At 49.3% G+C, this 15,607-nt stretch carries 13 protein-coding genes; 6 read left to right on the top strand and 7 right to left on the bottom strand.

Features of this window, described 5'->3' with window-relative positions; genetic code table 11:
- Nucleotides 1–65: 65 nt before the first annotated feature.
- The 5 genes from AC2T0J_RS08750 to AC2T0J_RS08730 all read left to right on the top strand — a co-directional run bounded on the left by AC2T0J_RS08750 (nucleotide 66) and on the right by AC2T0J_RS08730 (nucleotide 4,748).
- Entirely contained in the window at nucleotides 66–353 is a 288-nt protein-coding gene (locus AC2T0J_RS08750; RefSeq protein WP_489809748.1) for an autorepressor SdpR family transcription factor, read from the top strand.
- A complete protein-coding gene (locus tag AC2T0J_RS08745) occupies nucleotides 350–697 on the top strand; it encodes an SdpI family protein (RefSeq protein ID WP_489809747.1) in 348 nt (115 codons plus the stop codon). Before AC2T0J_RS08750 ends, AC2T0J_RS08745 begins: the two co-directional genes overlap by 4 nt.
- A 373-nt stretch (nucleotides 698–1,070) precedes the next feature.
- A complete protein-coding gene (locus AC2T0J_RS08740; RefSeq protein WP_489809746.1) occupies nucleotides 1,071–3,194 on the top strand; it encodes a TonB-dependent receptor in 2,124 nt (707 codons plus the stop codon).
- A gap of 126 nt (nucleotides 3,195–3,320) precedes the next feature.
- The gene (locus tag AC2T0J_RS08735; protein ID WP_489809745.1) at nucleotides 3,321–3,812 is read left to right on the top strand and encodes an Lrp/AsnC family transcriptional regulator; all 492 of its coding nucleotides are present in this window, start codon (nucleotides 3,321–3,323) and stop codon (nucleotides 3,810–3,812) included.
- A 3-nt stretch (nucleotides 3,813–3,815) separates the two neighbouring features.
- The gene (locus tag AC2T0J_RS08730; protein ID WP_489809744.1) at nucleotides 3,816–4,748 is read left to right on the top strand and encodes a 2-hydroxyacid dehydrogenase; all 933 of its coding nucleotides are present in this window, start codon (nucleotides 3,816–3,818) and stop codon (nucleotides 4,746–4,748) included.
- A 340-nt stretch (nucleotides 4,749–5,088) separates the two neighbouring features.
- Here the strand turns inward: AC2T0J_RS08730 and AC2T0J_RS08725 are convergent, their stop codons facing one another.
- From AC2T0J_RS08725 to AC2T0J_RS08695, 7 genes are all read right to left on the bottom strand, one after another.
- Nucleotides 5,089–5,445, bottom strand: coding sequence for a cupin domain-containing protein (locus AC2T0J_RS08725; RefSeq protein ID WP_489809743.1), 357 nt, complete (start codon nucleotides 5,443–5,445; stop codon nucleotides 5,089–5,091).
- A gap of 148 nt (nucleotides 5,446–5,593) precedes the next feature.
- Nucleotides 5,594–8,725: an efflux RND transporter permease subunit gene (locus AC2T0J_RS08720; RefSeq protein ID WP_489810309.1), complete on the bottom strand. Its 3,132-nt coding sequence runs from the start codon at nucleotides 8,723–8,725 to the stop codon at nucleotides 5,594–5,596.
- A gap of 12 nt (nucleotides 8,726–8,737) precedes the next feature.
- The gene (locus AC2T0J_RS08715) at nucleotides 8,738–10,072 is read right to left on the bottom strand and encodes an efflux RND transporter periplasmic adaptor subunit (protein WP_489809742.1); all 1,335 of its coding nucleotides are present in this window, start codon (nucleotides 10,070–10,072) and stop codon (nucleotides 8,738–8,740) included.
- Nucleotide 10,073: 1 nt separating this feature from the next.
- Nucleotides 10,074–11,294 carry a TolC family protein gene (locus AC2T0J_RS08710; protein WP_489809741.1) on the bottom strand — a complete coding sequence of 407 codons (1,221 nt, stop codon included), beginning with the start codon at nucleotides 11,292–11,294 and terminating at the stop codon, nucleotides 10,074–10,076.
- A 62-nt stretch (nucleotides 11,295–11,356) separates the two neighbouring features.
- Nucleotides 11,357–11,716: a hypothetical protein gene (locus tag AC2T0J_RS08705; RefSeq protein ID WP_489809740.1), complete on the bottom strand. Its 360-nt coding sequence runs from the start codon at nucleotides 11,714–11,716 to the stop codon at nucleotides 11,357–11,359.
- A 17-nt stretch (nucleotides 11,717–11,733) separates the two neighbouring features.
- Entirely contained in the window at nucleotides 11,734–12,585 is an 852-nt protein-coding gene (locus AC2T0J_RS08700) for a GNAT family N-acetyltransferase (protein WP_489809739.1), read from the bottom strand.
- A gap of 109 nt (nucleotides 12,586–12,694) precedes the next feature.
- The gene (locus tag AC2T0J_RS08695; RefSeq protein ID WP_489809738.1) at nucleotides 12,695–13,861 is read right to left on the bottom strand and encodes a M20 aminoacylase family protein; all 1,167 of its coding nucleotides are present in this window, start codon (nucleotides 13,859–13,861) and stop codon (nucleotides 12,695–12,697) included.
- 263 nt (nucleotides 13,862–14,124) lie between these two features.
- On the opposite strand from AC2T0J_RS08695, the gene AC2T0J_RS08690 reads away from it, so the two are divergent.
- A complete protein-coding gene (locus AC2T0J_RS08690) occupies nucleotides 14,125–15,594 on the top strand; it encodes an aldehyde dehydrogenase family protein (RefSeq protein WP_489809737.1) in 1,470 nt (489 codons plus the stop codon).
- Nucleotides 15,595–15,607 lie beyond the last annotated feature (13 nt).

Raw genomic sequence — 15,607 nt, 5'->3', positions numbered from 1 at the left:
TTAAGTCCTGCTGCTATTTCGTTATTTCGCTAAATTACAAAATATAAAGTTTAACAGGTAAAATAATGCCGGACGTTTTTCAGGCACTGTCCAGCCCGGCGCGCCGTCAGATACTCAATATTTTAAAACAGCAGGATCGCTCAGCAGACGAAATTGCCGAGCAGATTAATGTGGCTAAACCCACGCTATCCGGTCACTTCAACGTACTGAAAAATGCCAACCTGGTCGTCATTGTAAAGCAAGGCACAACCATCACCTATTCGATAAACACCAGTGTACTGGAGGACGTTTTAGCCAGTGTCATGAATCTGCTGGACACCTCCGGGACAGATAAGGATAAGGAGCGCTGGTGAATTCCCTTAAAACAGCCGGCGTACAGGTCCCTATGTTTCAACTTATCATTAGCGCCCTTGGCATCACCTTTACGATTATGGGCAACTATTTTGGTAAAGTGCGTAGCAATTATTTTATTGGTATCAGGACGCCTTGGACACTTAGCAGCGACTCAGTATGGCAAAAAACCCACCGTCTGGCCGGCAAACTGACCATAACAGCAGGACTTATTAGCGCCATCCTTGCCTGGTTGCTGCCCGCAGATTTTGCCGGTATTTTGATAATCGCACTGCTTTTACCCAGTATTTTGCTGCCCGCGGTGCTGTCGTGGTGGTTTTGGCGCAAGGAAACTCACGGAGAGTGAAATGTTATTCATCTCAATATACCGCACATTAACGCCATTATTCGGCGTTAATGTGCGTCCGGCAGTCTCATTGCCTGTTTTAGTATACGATTTCCTCTTGTAAAACCCGTTAACCTGTTTCTTTTCTGGCTTTTTTAGTCCAATTAGCATTTTCTGCTGCATCAACCTAAGGCTTGATATTTTTGACTGTACAAAAGGGATTTTTCAACGCAATTTGAGCGCGCCGATACACTTATACTGATTGTGGAATAAATATCCATCTACAAATAACTTATAGAGCACAATAACAAACATAAGCTCTTAGATATTTATTTTGCCTTTGGCCAGAGAATTTATTGGAGAACAACACAAGATGAACACCAACAGAATTATTATGAAGTCAGTGCTCGCTGCAGCCATTTCAGTCGCCCTGTCATCCGCCGTCAACGCTCAGGTCAAATCAGACGATGATGACATTGAGCAAATTGAAGTAGTAAAACAACGTCAGGCTTATCGCGGAGACGTACCGTTAAAGTCAATGCCGCAGAATATTGACGTTGTCAGCGCCGAGTTGCTGGACGACTTAGGTGTAAACGATTTCCAAAACGCGCTTGACTTTACCAGTGGTATTGCCCGCCAGAACAGTTTTGGCGGCATGTGGGATAGCTTTGCCATACGCGGTTTCGCTGGTGACGAAAACTTACCAGGCGGCTACCTGGTTAATGGTTTTAGTGCCGGACGAGGATTTAGCGGCCGCCGTGAAACATCCAATATTCAGGCTATCGAAGTCATTAAAGGCCCGGGCTCAGCCCTATTCGGCCGAAGCGAACCTGGCGGCACTATCAATATCATTACTAAAAAGCCTCAGTTCTACGAAGAAGGCTATATTCAAGCCACCGCTGGTAGCTATGATTTATACCGTGTGGAAGGGGATTATACCAACGGCATTACTGATGACCTGGCATTCAGAATAAACGGTGCTTATGAAGATTCCGGTAGCTTCCGCGATGAAGTCTATACCGATAAAATATCCGTCAGCCCTTCCTTTCATTATAACATTTCAGACGATACCAGTTTAGTGTATGAGATGGAGTACCTTGATCAAGACTTAATGTTTGACCGTGGTGTTATCGTTACTAATTATGACTATTTTGACGTACCGCAAGATGTCTTTTACGGTGAGCCAGCCGATGGTCCGGTGACTATTGAGGCTACAGGTCATCAGCTAACCTTTCAACATACACTCAACAGCGACTGGAGCCTGCTTGGTGGTTTGAGCTATCGCGAGTCGTCCTTCGAAGGTTATGCGTCAGAAGTCGAGCTTGGCGGACGTCAACTGGTCACCAAGCCAGGTTTTGAAGAAACCGTCAACCGCCGCCGTCTGTTCCGTAATTATGACGCCGAGGATTTAAGTGGCCGTATTGAAGTTAGCGGTACAGTAGAACTTGCAGGCATGGCACACCATATTTTATTAGGTGCCGACGCTTATGATTACACCATTAAAAGTCATCAGGACCGCTGGCGCACTGCGTTTGGTGCAGACGATACTACGTACTCAGTTAATAAATATAACCCGGTTTATGGTCAGCCATTACCTGAGGTATTGCCATTCCGCGAAGAAAAAGAAGAGCAGGACTCCGTTGGTGTATACTTCCAGGATCAAATCGATGTTACTGAGAAGTTTAAAATGCAAGTGGGGATCCGCTTTGATGACTTCAGTCAGGACTTTACGAATTTCCGTCGTGAACCGGTCACTACCACTTCACAATCACAAACAGCTACCAGCCCGCGCGTAGGTTTAGTTTACGAAGCAAGTGATCTCTACACATTATACGCTAGCTACTCAGAAGGCTTCCGCCCTAACTCAGGTTCCAATGGTCAGGGTGACGCATTTGAACCCGAAGAGAGTAAGTCTTATGAGACAGGTGTTAAGTTCGCTAATGCTGATGAGAGCCTGAGTGGTACGGTGGCCCTGTTCAGAGCAGAGAAAACCAACGTTCTGGCAGCCGATCCGAACCCGGCAAATGCTGGCTTATCTGATACTATCGGCGCTGCTGAAAGTCAGGGTGTTGAGGTGGATCTCACCGCTATGCTGGGTGAAAACACGATGGTAACCGTCGCCTATGCATACGTCGATGCGACCACGTCTAATGATATTGTCAACCCGGATTGGCAGGTAGAAATTTTAGCGGGTACTCAGTTACTGAACATCCCGAAAAACAAATTGAACATTACCGGTATTCATTACATGGATATTGCCGGCAAAGAGGCCAAAATCGGCGCCAGCTTTACCTATGTTGATGACCGTCCTGGTGAACTGATCGATCCTGATTATATTTTACCTAGCTACTCGACCGTCAGATTGTTTGGTTCAATCTTCCTTACCGATCAAATCAGCATCAATGCTGATATTGAAAACCTTTTCGATGAGGAATATTACGCCAGCTCATACTCTGCGATGTGGACCCTTCCGGGCAACCCTCGTCAAGCTAAAATTAGTGTTAAATACGCCTTTTAATTGTGCTTAGCCGGGCCCCAGAGGCCCGGCAACTTCGAAAGATATTGCCAAACTTAGCAAACTAAGTAATGGTTTCCTATGCTGACAATAACGTAACGAAGAGCGAAGTACCAAGAGGAAAAGATTGTGGCAAGCACTAAATTAGACCGCATCGATATAAATATACTGGCAGAGTTACAAAAAAACGGACGTATTACCAATACCGACTTGGCTGATGCAGTGGCATTGTCGCCGAGTCCTTGTTTAGCGAGAGTGAAGCGCTTAGAAAAGGTTGGATATATTACCAGCTATAACGCGAAGATCGCGCTGGATAAACTGGGTGAAACAGCAACGGTCTTTACCGAAGTAACGTTGACTGATCACCACATGGAAGATTTTGCCAAGTTTGAGCGTAATATTCGTACCATTGATGAAGTGATTGAATGTCATCTAATCAGTGGTGGCTATGATTATTTGCTCAAATTTGTTACCCGTGGGATTACCCACTATCAAACTCTGATGGAAGATATACTGGAGCAAGATTTCGGCATCGCTAAATATTTCAGCTATATCGTCCTGAAATCGCCCATTGAAAAGCTTCATTATCCGCTTACCACCTTATTTAAACCGGAAAAGTAATACGTGGCACTCACCCTTTTATACAAAGGCCCCGCAGAGCGGGGCAAGTGCTGGCAGCAAGCCGTAAATGCTGCACTCCCCGAAGTTCGCTGGTTTACCTGGCCCGATGTACCAGAACCAGAAGCAGTGGATGCCATTATAACCTGGACACTTCCTGACAATTATCAGCAACAGTTTCCTAACCTTAAGGCCATTTTCTCCGTAGGCGCCGGTGTTGATCAATTCGCTCCGGCGTCGCTCCCAAGCCATTTGAAGCTGGTCAGGATGATTGATCCATCGATTGCCACGCAAATGCAGACCTGGGTACTTACAGCTGTGATGATGTTGCACCGTGAAGCATTTCGATACCAGCGACAGCAGATCCAAAACCTTTGGCAAACACACAGCGTTAAACTCCCTCATGAATGCACAATAAGTATTCTTGGCCTTGGCGAGCTGGGAAGCTCGGTGGCAGCGATGTTGAGCGGCCTGGGCTTTACTGTCCAGGGGTGGAGTCGACGCACCAAGCAACTCAATGATGTTAAGACCTTTGCCGGCGACAAGCCTCCTACGGCGATGCTGGCGAATACTGATATTCTACTTTGTTTATTACCTCTGACTGACAGTACCAGGGGTATCCTGAACACCGACTTGTTAGCGAAACTCCCAAAAGGTGCAGCACTGATCAATGCTGGCAGGGGTGAGCAGCTGGTCGCCAATGATCTACTGTATCACCTGGATGCGGGGCATATTAGTGAGGCCATTATGGATGTATTTGATCCAGAACCGTTACCTAAGCACCACCCATTCTGGGACCATCCAAATATTCATATTACACCACACATTGCCTCAATCACTCGCAATGACACGGCTGCGCTTAGATTAGTAGAGAATTTGCAATGCTGGTTAGCTAATAAACCCATGATGGGAGAAGTAGATAAGCTGAGGGGTTACTAGGGTCTGTTGACTTTTTGGTGTACAAGTTTTGGTCTATATGAACGCATTTTAATCGCGAAACAGTCCTGCAGTCTTAGTGGTTCTAAGTCAAAGGGCTGTGACAAAGAGTAAAATGCTTTCATGACGACCCCTTCGGACAGCGCTTGTGTGCCATTTATACTGCGTTGGGTGTTTTTGATTTAGGCCCACTAGACCGGCAAACACCCGCCTGGCCTAAATGATGCGCACTAGCCGGCTACGGACTGCTGCAAAAATGCACGCTAAAGATCAACAGACCCTAGTCTTCCTCTGGCTAAGCAGGCAGTAAATTAGCTGCCTGCAACGACACTTCAATGGCGGCTTATTCGTACACGCACAAGTACACTTTCTTGTACTTTTCAATCGTGCGCCATACACCTTTAAAACCATTTTGTAATACAAACGTATCGCCAGCCTGATAAGTCACCGGTTCACCACCGTCTTCAGTGATCTCAACCACCCCTTCAATCAGATAACAATACTCTAAAAAACCTTCCTTTACTGAACGATTAACGCTGGGTTCACAGGTCATTACGCCTATTTTTATCTTGTCATCTTCAGTCGTGAGCTGCGGCCATTTTTCAAGTAACGGATTACCTTCAATCAATATAGTAGGATTAGCATAGCTTACGTCAGGTGCGTCTGACGGATGGTGTACGATTGTCTTTAATAAACTCATTCCGACTCCGAATAAATAGTTAAAATCCCGTCCCTGGGTACACATGATTGCATGAGTTTTTAGTATACGCGCAGTGCCCCGGCAGCTTGCTCTAAAAGCATTTAGCTGTGGGGCATTTTCGTTGGCTTGTATTGCTTAAATCAGCGTTTTATAACTTGCCCTGCCTTTCCTTCAAAAACCAGGGATAAAGCGACGGTAAAACCACCAGTGTCAGTAATGTCGCGCTAATCAGCCCTCCAACTATCACGGCTGCGAGCGGTTTTTGGATTTCTGCACCAAGCCCATTCGAAAACAGCATAGGCAACAACCCCAGCGCAGACGTCAGTGCAGTCATCATGACTGGCCGCAAGCGGGAACAGGCTCCCTCAAGAATAGCGACGGTATCATCTTTAAACTCGTTGCGACGCTGGTTTATGCTCTCAACCATCACCACACCATTCAGAACTGCCACCCCAAAAAGCGTAATAAAGCCAACAGAACTCGGTACCGATAAATAGTGACCACTTACATACAGAGAGAATACTCCGCCTACAGCAGCCAATGGTATATTCACCATAATTAGCGCTACAAGACGGACGTCTGCAAAGGCAAAATAGAGTAAAACGGCGATTAGCAACAATGATACCGGCACCACCAGTGCCAGACGTTGCATCGCCCGCTGCTGGTTTTCAAACTGCCCGCCAATCTGTACCGCATAGCCACCTGGCAGGTTAACATTAGTCTCGATAGCGGTCTGAATATCGGCTACTACACTGCCCATATCGCGACCATCGACGTTGGCCTGGATCACCACGCGTCGCTGAACGTCATCACGACGGATCTGCGGAGGCCCCGACTCAATGGCCACGGAGGCGACATCTTTTAGACGTATCCAGGCGCCTTGTGCCGTTAGCAGACGGAGTTCTTTGATAGCTTCAATGTTATCCCGGAAGGCTTCACCATAGCGCACGACAATATCATAGCGTTCATTGCCGTTAATGATTTGTCCGGCAGCTACGCCACCAAGTCCCTGCTGCACCAGATTCATCACATCGGCTACATCCAGTCCGTAACGACTCAGCTGTTTACGTACCGGTCGCACAACGAGCTGTGCTTCCCCGCTGATTTGTTCCATAGCAACATCCTGAGCACCCGGAATCGCTGCAACCACATCAGCAATTTGCTGGCCGTAATCTGCCAGCACATCCAGTTCAGGGCCAAACAGTTTGATAGCAAGCTCAGCTTTTACGCCCGACAGCAGTTCATCTACCCGGGTGGCAATTGGCTGAGAAAAATTAAGCAATAGCCCTGGATGTGCTTCCAGCGCATGCGCCATAGCCTCCTGCAGTGCCAGACGGGATGGGGCCGTTTGCCATTCACTGGCCGGGCGCAAGCCAATATAGATTTCAATATTATTGACCGGCTCTGGATCACCACCGATTTCAGCGCGGCCAATTTTACTTACTGCGTAGGTGACTTCGGGAAATCTGAGCAATATCTTCTCAAGCTTAGGCGCCACACTTAGTGCAGTGGCTAAACTGGCTGAAGGGGCCAGCGTTACCCGCAAGTTGATCGTGCCTTCTTCAAGTTCAGGCGCAAATTCAGTCCCTAAACGAGGAATCAATAACCCGGCGATCACCACTAGTATTGCCGCGACAGCCACCACAGCTTTGCGCTGTTGCATACTCACCGTCAACAATGCGATATAGGCCGACTCCAGTTTGGCTAACACCGGGTTGTTGCGCTGCACAACCGGGCGGGCTTTAAGCAAAACGGCCGACAATACCGGCACAAACACCAGCGCCACCACGACGGCGCATATCAGCGCAAGCATGATGGCTATCGCCATAGGCTGAAACAGTTTGGCTTCGACGCCTTCAAAGCTAAACAGGGGCGTAAAAACGACCAGAATAATCAGGGTCGCAAAAAACACCGGTCGTGCGACTTCCTGTGTTGCACTCACAACCAACGCCGGCATATTACTCACCGTCACCTTATCTTTTGGTAACTTCTGGTAAATGTTTTCCACGACCACGACCGAGCCATCCACCAGCATACCAATCGCTACAGCCATACCGCCTAATGACATCAAATTGGCCGAGATCCCCAGCATACTGAGCATGGCGAGCGCCAGGCCAATGGATACCGGTATAGACAGCAGCACCAATACGGTAGCGCGCACGCTCAGTAAGAACAGTGCCAGTACAATCACGATAAACAAAAAGGCCAGCAGCAACGCATTCACTACAGTATTTACAGCTTGTTTAATCAGGTCGGCCTGATCGTAAAATGGCTCAAAATGTACACCTTCCGGCAGGGCTTTATTGATGATATCAATGCGCTGGTTAATCCCTTCGATGGTGGCGTTAGTGTTGGCCCCCATGCGCTTTAACACCACGCCAGACACCACTTCGCCACGGTTTTCAATAACGCCGTCAGTACTTTTTACCGACATTGTCACCGCCCCCTGACGAATTTCACTACCAAAGTTCACATCCGCCACGTCTCCTACGGTCACGATGGCCGCACCCTGGGTTTTCAGCGGAATCTGTTTGAGCTCGGTTAAGGCCTGCGTTCCTGAGGAAAGCCAACCTGTGCCACGGATCACCAGCTGCTCAGGACCGCGTTCCATGTACCAGCCGCCGGCATTATTATTATTGCGTGCCAGCGCATCAACCACGTCCTGCTGAGTCAGGTTGTACGACAACAAACGGTTAGGATACAGATTTACCTGATACTGGCGCACATAGCCGCCAAAAGAGAGCACATCAGTAATGCCGTCCACCGGCATTAGCAACAACTTAATCAGATAGTCATTTAAACTGCGCAGCGCCATGCTGTCGTAGCCGGAATCAGGCTCCGCGATCAGTAAGTACTGATACACCTGACCAAGCCCTGAAGTATTCGGACCAATAGCCGGCATACCTATTCCCTCAGGGATCATTTCCGCGGCTATTTGTAAACGCTCAAATACCAGTTGGCGGGCAAAGTAAATATCCGTCCCTTCTTTAAACACCACGGTAATCCCGGATAGTCCGGTTTTTGAGATAGAACGCACTTCTTCCACATCAGGCAGCGCATACATCACGGCCTCGATGGGATAAGTAATAAGTTGCTCTACCTCTTCAGCGGCAAGTCCTGGGGCTTCAGTGTTAATAGCCACCTGAATATTGGTCACATCCGGAAACGCATCCAGGTTCAGTCTTGGGATCATCAGCGCAGCAAACACACACAATCCGGCTAACACCAGCAATAATACAAAGCGCAAACGCACTGCGCGGTCGATTAACCATGCAAACATCATCTGCCCCTGTTAATGATTGTGTGGATCAAAACCGCCCTTGGCGATTTCTGACGCAACAAAAAATGCCCCGCGGCTCACATAAGTAACGCCAGCTTCAACACCACTTACCGTTTGCCATTCACCATACTGTGGGCCCAGCGCTACAACTTGCGGAACTAACTCACCGTCGTCATTGGCCACAAAGAGTTGCCAGTCGCCATCCGCATCACGCATAAGTGCCGACTGCGGCACGGCCAGTACGGCTTTGACATCGGCACCACTAAAGTAAATGTCGGCAAACATACCAGAATGAAAACGGTGTCCCAGATTAACCAGATCCAGTCGCACGGTACGTGTGCGGCTGACCGGATCGATGGTGTGTGATTCCTGGGTCACGGTTGCAATAGCGGCAATGTCCCCAACCATAACACTGGCTTTATCACCAGGCTGCAAGTGCAGATCATTTTGCGCCGACAAACGCGCCTCAACCCATAAATGCCCTTCATCCGACAACAGCATCAATGGCTGGCCGGGCTCGATGCGCTGCCCCTGATTAAAGTCGTCAGTCATAATAAGTCCTGAGGCTTGTGCAGTTAGTGTATATTCACCTAACGGGTAATTATCGCTTTGTTCAATGCGCGCAATCGTTGCTGCAGATAAACCCAGTGCCTGCAATCGTCGACTGGCCGCATTGTATTGGGTGCGAGCGCTGACAACGCGTTTTTCGCCGACCGCACTTTGCCCCAACCGGCTCACCCGCTGCCATTCAACATACGCTTGCTGAAGCTGACTCTGAGCATCAATCATTTCTTCACTAAACAAGGTAACCAGCGGTTGGCCTTTGGCGACTTTCTCCCCCAAACCAGCATGCCGGGCGGTCACTACCGAACTGACCCGTGGCGAAACAATATAGCTGCGATAGCCATTCACTTTAATTTCACCAGGGGCATACACCTGTTCACTGAGAGTCATAGGCATCAGCGTTTCCAGATGGATATCAGCCAGTGCCCGTTGCTCGTCATTCAGACTGACAGCCGCCGTTTCCTCATGTCCGTGAGCATCATCATGACCGTGTTCTGCTTCGTTGTCATGAGAGTCTGACTCATGGCTATCTTCATGATTTTCATGGTCATGTTCGTCATTGCCCCCTTGCTCAGCATTGCTGCTGTGGGATTCAGTCTCATGATTGTCTTCATACTCATCATGAACGTGCTCTGCGCTGTGTCCGTGGTCGGCTTCACTGTCGTGGGACTCAGTCTCATGACTGTCTTCATGCTCATGTACGTGTTCCTGTGACATCACGTCCGACGTGTACAGCAGCGAAGTAAAACCCAGCACCGTAATTAATTTAACAAAATGTGACATGTTATTGCTCCTGGGATATCAAAGACGAAATGTGGGGTGCCAGCATGGCGGTAACATGCAAATAGGCCACATAGGTTTGCTGGTAGTTACTTTGCAGTGTCAAACCGGCCTGCATGCCGTTTCTGAGTTGCTGTACCTGCCATTGATAGTCAGCCAGCTCTAAATCGCCCTGGGCATAACGTTGTTGGAGCACTTCGACCTGTCGGGTCATTTCGTTATCATGTAACTGCTGCCATTGTAGAAATCGCTGCCGGGTTTGCTGTAAACGCTCGGCAAGGTTACGCACCGCTTCCCGGGTCTCCCGTAATTTCGCATGTAAACGCTGTTCGCTGGCCAGCGCCAGTTCTCGCGAGGCACTCAGTGCTTCACTATAATCATTACGAAACTGGATAGGTACCGACACACTCAAAGACACCAGCGACTCGCCGGCCTGACGGCCCACACCAAAACCGACCGTCGGTACTGGCTTATTGGCGACTTGTTGCTGATCAGCTGTCGCTGTCGATGTCAGCCAGGCCAGGCGGGCTTGTTTTACGACTGGCAGTGCCAGCAGTTGCTCTGGCTTTGGCACAACCGCCTTGCGCTGCCAAAATGCGTTATCAATGGCGATATTTTCGGCACGATCACCAGCCAGTGTCCGCAGTCGTTTCTGTGCACTTAACCACTCACTAAGCTGCTCGTTTTCAGCCACCATGCCTTGAGCAACCACGGATTTTGCCATGGCTACTTCGGTTCGGTTAACCTCGCCGGCGGCGAGTTGCTCTTCGGTTAGCTCAAGCAACCTGAGGTCTTGTTCTACCTGCATACGAGCCAGTTTGTATGCTTGACGGCCTAGCTCAACACTAATTTGGGCACTGAGAATTTGGGCCAGTAGATCATTGGTCGCAATTGTCGCGGCCAACGCACTTTGCTCGGCTTGTAAACGGCCAAGTTCAGCTTGGGAAGAGCGTACTTCCCACCAGTCAATATTCGAGCTTAACCCGATCTGAAAGTTGATTTCACTGCCTTCTCTTTCTACAGACGTATCCAGCGAAGGATTATAAAGGGGCTGTGCCATCGCCGTAGCGTTGTACTCGGCGGCACTTGTATCATATTGGTACGCACGCATCACAGGATGCCGCTCAACAGTCGTTATCAGCCATTGCGCCCAGGCCTGTTCGCTGGCCAGCGACGGCAGGCTAAGTGCGGCCAAAAGCACCGCACAACACATTTGATGTTTCATAAGAAGCTCTCTTAACTAAGTTAACTACCCGGTTATGCACCGGGACGATTTGAATAACTTTGTTAAGCGATAGGTGGGCGTAGCACGTTCCGCCAGTAGCCGTCGGTTGGCGGTGGGATAAGTTTGTGACGAACGGGATAATGACCATCACCCGGCAGGGCTTTGATGAGCATTGGCAGAAAAATATGTTGCGCGCTGTGACAATGGCAACAGTGCTGACAATCCAAACCACTGTTATCAACCGTGCCGCGGGACGAAGCAAGCCGTTTTATGTTCTCATCATCTTCGTCATCATGCACAGCGTCTGACAAGTGCGCTTCACTATTCTGATGAGCAACATGTGAGTCAAATACCACGCTTAAGGCCTGAGTGCTCACCGAGAGCATCAGTACCAACACGAGATAATTAACCCATTTAACCATGTAAGATTGCCGCCTGATTAACCAAATGCCTGGGAGGCAAGACTATATACTTTGGCATCAGCTCCCCGCCCCGGTAAAAACTCACCTTTTACCATGAGCGTTGGTTTATCGGCCTCAACAAGACCTAAAGCCTCCAGCCAAGGTTTTAGGCCAAGCGCATTCTCTGTGAGATCAAAACGAACAAAACCACTAACACTCATCAACAACTGGCTCACCAGGGTCTGAGCGACATTCTCATCGTTGGCCACTACCGGGCCAATGGTTTGTCCTCTGCCGCTTTGCCGTATCATAGCATAGCCAACCGGCTCGCCATTAGCATAGGCAACCACCCCTTCTCCACACTCACTCATTGTCGTGAGTAACGCGCCACGAGAGCACTGAAATGCGCTGGCATCCAGAGCTAACACTGCAGCGAGTGTTTCCTGGTTAATAGGCATTAGCTCAACATCTCTGGAGACAGGGCGTACCTCTGCGGTGAGTTCACCCTGCACCTGATAAATGCAACCTTGTTCAATAAAGCCACATTGTTGGTATAAACGCTTGCCCGCAGCAGTAGCAACCAACTGGAGGTTTCGTTTAGCGGTCTGGCTCATAACGGTGTCCATCAGCTTTCTGCCGAGGCCATTGCCCTGCATATGTTCAGGGACCACCACTAAACCAACGGACGCATACTCTTCACCATAATCCCACCACAGGATACAGCCCGCAACGACCCCTTCAGCATCTTCGATTACGCTACCATTACCGTGTGCAAAATGCAGTTGCCAGTCACTCATACGGTGTGGCCATTTTACCTGTTGCGTAAACTCATGGCAGATCGGTAAATCTGCCTCACGCATGTCACGTACGATGAATGCTGTTTTATCCATTTGCTTGTTTGAGCCTGTATTACTAGGTTATTCACTGTGTCAGATTTTACCGCTCAGCCCGCGGCAGAATCTGCTGTTTCATTCTGTCCCGTCAGGGGTTTCTGTTTATTCACTGGTCATCTGGCGAAAGAAAGTCTTCAACCAGTGCGGTGTGCAGCTTCACACCGGTTGCTATAATGTCATCGTTAAAGTCAAATTCGGGATGATGTAAAGGAATATGCTCGCCACCTTTACCCTGGCCAAGCCAGACGTAGGCACCCTCACATGCCTGCAGCATAAAAGCAAAATCTTCAGAGGTAAACGCTGGCTCCGGCGCCTCAACAGCGTTGCCGATGTGTTTTGCTACCGACAATGCATGCTGTGCCGCTGCGTCAGCATTAATTGTTGCCGGATAGTAACGGTTATAATCAACACTGATTTCCGTTCCGGTCGCCATTGCTACACCTGCGACGACTTGACGTATAGCGGCTTCGATCTGGTCCTGAACAGTGGGATCAAACGTTCTTACCGTCCCCGTCAGTGCTACGCTCCCGGGCAACACGTTGTGTGAGCTTCCGCCACTGATTTGGGTAACCGATAAAACCGCCGTGGACGTTGGCGCAATACGACGCGAGACGATGGTGTTAAGCTGACTAACAAGTTCACTGGCGGCGAGTATGGCATCCGGCGTCTGATGTGGCACCGCGGCGTGTCCGCCTTTACCTTTTACCCGGATAGAAAATTTGTCAGCCGCGGCCATTATTGCGCCTGAGCGCGTTGCAATAGTACCTGCAGGTAAGTCAGGCCAGTTATGGAAACCATAAACCCGGTCACACGGGAAACGCTCAAACAAACCGTCTTCAATCATCGCTTTAGCACCCGCCTCACCTTCTTCTGCAGGCTGGAAAATAAAGTGCACAGTACCATTAAACTTTTTGGTGCGGGCCAGGTGGCGTGCTGCCCCCAACAACATCGTGGTATGCCCATCGTGTCCACAACCATGGAAGACACCATGATGACAACTCGCATAAGGCAACCCGGTTTCTTCGACAATTGGCAACGCATCCATATCAGCTCGCAAACCAATCGAGCGCGAAGAATCTCCCACTTTAAGAGTTCCCACAACGCCGGTTTTACCAATACCCGTTGCCACTTCTAAGCCAATATCGCGCAAGCTTTGCGCCACTTTTTTCGCAGTGTTAACTTCATTAAAAGCGAGTTCAGGATTAGCGTGAATATCCCGTCGAAAGGCCACTAACTCTTCAAGTAGGTCATCAACGTCGTAGGTCTGAGGCATAATCCTTCTCCTGATGTAATTTGCTTGTCATTGCTTACGGTAGTGTGTCAGTTTAGCGTGGGCAGGACACTTTTTTTGATTTGTTTAACGCTTATTTTTTAATATATTTTGCTGTTCAAAATAGTAAAGCGGCAACCAATGCTGCACCATCCCCCCTATACTGGATTGTAATTCATTGTCTCTCTTTGCAGCAGATTCTGCCGTTCGCAATGTGTCGCCTTCAGGCGCTGCCTGCATTAATTAATATTAATAGGAAATGGTCCATGCCAATACAACCCGTCGAACAATTGCTTGATACCCGCCGGTTATCTCAGGCGTACATCAATGGTGAATGGGTTGCCTTATCACAGAATAAGCCGTTTGATGTCATTAACCCAGCCACTGAAGAGCCAGCCGCAACTATCGGGTTAGGCGGGAAAGAAGATCTAAATCGCGCCGTTGCAGCGGCCAAAGCCGCTTTCCCCGACTGGGCAAATACGCCCGTCGCAGAGCGTTTGGTATTGTTGGACAAAGTTCTGGAACTGATAGATCAACGTGCTGCAACGCTTGCGCAGCTTATGTCGTTAGAAATGGGCGCAACACACAGTTATGCGTTATCAACTCAGGTTCCGTTGGCGGCTGCGCATATTCGCGTTGCACGCGAAAATCTGGCTAACTACGAGTTTACCAAAATGCGTGGCACTACCGCCATTACCCGCGAGCCTATTGGTGTTGCCGGCCTGATTACACCATGGAACTGGCCGCTGTATCAGGTAACAGCTAAAGTCGGCCCCGCAATTGCCGTTGGCTGTACGGTCGTGTTGAAGCCGAGTGAACTCTCTCCTCTCAGTGCACTGGCCTTTGCTGAAATAATGCATGAAGCGGGGTTCCCTGCCGGCGTATTTAATTTAGTCAACGGCAATGGCATCGACGTTGGTGAGCCACTGGCCAGCCACCCTGATGTGGATATGATCTCGATTACAGGTTCTACCCGGGCAGGTGTTTTAGTCGCTCAGGCAGCAGCACCAACGGTTAAACGTGTTGGTCAGGAATTAGGCGGAAAATCACCCAATATTTTATTACCCGATGCCGACTTCGCGAATGCCGTCGGCCCGGGTGTTCAGGCCGGAATGCGAAATAACGGTCAGTCCTGCAGTGCCCCTACCCGAATGCTGGTGCCCAGAGAACGGCTGGCTGAAGTTGAACAGTTAGCCAAAGAAGCTGCCGAATCAATTGTGATAGGATTAGCTGACAATGAACTCGCCACCCATGGCCCGTTAGCAAACCGCGCGCAATTTGATCGCGTTCAGACGATGATTCAACGAGGTATAGATGAGGGTGCACGCTGCGTTACCGGCGGTACCGGTCGACCCGAAGGCTTTACACGTGGTTTCTATACCCGCCCCACCGTATTCAGCGATGTAACCTCGAAGATGGTCATTGCGCAGGAAGAAATATTCGGTCCGGTACTGTGTTTGATTCCTTACGACAGCATCGAACAGGCGGTTGAAATAGCCAATGACACTGTTTATGGCCTGGCAGCTCATGTACAGTCTGCAGATTATACCGCAGCCCGCCGTGTAGCCCGTCAGATCCGCAGTGGTCAGGTACTCATCAACTACCCGGCCTGGGATCCGCAAGCGCCGTTTGGTGGTTACAAACAATCAGGTACCGGCCGTGAATACGGTATAGAAGGTCTCGAAGAATATCTGGAGACAAAAGCAATTGTAGGCTACGGCGTTGAAGCAGAATAAATTTCCGATTAGG

The sequence above is a fragment of the Alteromonas sp. ISO5 genome (genome assembly GCF_058105165.1).
The sequence above is the reverse complement of the archived record's forward strand: the minus strand, read 5'-3'. Positions and strand labels throughout refer to the sequence as shown.

Excerpts from the sequence above, each read along its gene's own strand:
- AC2T0J_RS08750 (WP_489809748.1), top strand. The coding sequence starts at position 66 with ATGCCGGACGTTTTTCAGGCACTGTCCAGCCCGGCGCGCCGTCAGATA.
- AC2T0J_RS08740 (WP_489809746.1), top strand. The coding sequence starts at position 1,071 with ATGAAGTCAGTGCTCGCTGCAGCCATTTCAGTCGCCCTGTCATCCGCC.
- AC2T0J_RS08725 (WP_489809743.1), bottom strand. The coding sequence starts at position 5,445 with ATGAGTTTATTAAAGACAATCGTACACCATCCGTCAGACGCACCTGAC.
- AC2T0J_RS08720 (WP_489810309.1), bottom strand. The coding sequence starts at position 8,725 with ATGTTTGCATGGTTAATCGACCGCGCAGTGCGTTTGCGCTTTGTATTA.
- AC2T0J_RS08715 (WP_489809742.1), bottom strand. The coding sequence starts at position 10,072 with ATGTCACATTTTGTTAAATTAATTACGGTGCTGGGTTTTACTTCGCTG.
- AC2T0J_RS08710 (WP_489809741.1), bottom strand. The coding sequence starts at position 11,294 with ATGAAACATCAAATGTGTTGTGCGGTGCTTTTGGCCGCACTTAGCCTG.
- AC2T0J_RS08705 (WP_489809740.1), bottom strand. The coding sequence starts at position 11,716 with ATGGTTAAATGGGTTAATTATCTCGTGTTGGTACTGATGCTCTCGGTG.
- AC2T0J_RS08700 (WP_489809739.1), bottom strand. The coding sequence starts at position 12,585 with ATGGATAAAACAGCATTCATCGTACGTGACATGCGTGAGGCAGATTTA.
- AC2T0J_RS08695 (WP_489809738.1), bottom strand. The coding sequence starts at position 13,861 with ATGCCTCAGACCTACGACGTTGATGACCTACTTGAAGAGTTAGTGGCC.
- AC2T0J_RS08690 (WP_489809737.1), top strand. The coding sequence starts at position 14,125 with ATGCCAATACAACCCGTCGAACAATTGCTTGATACCCGCCGGTTATCT.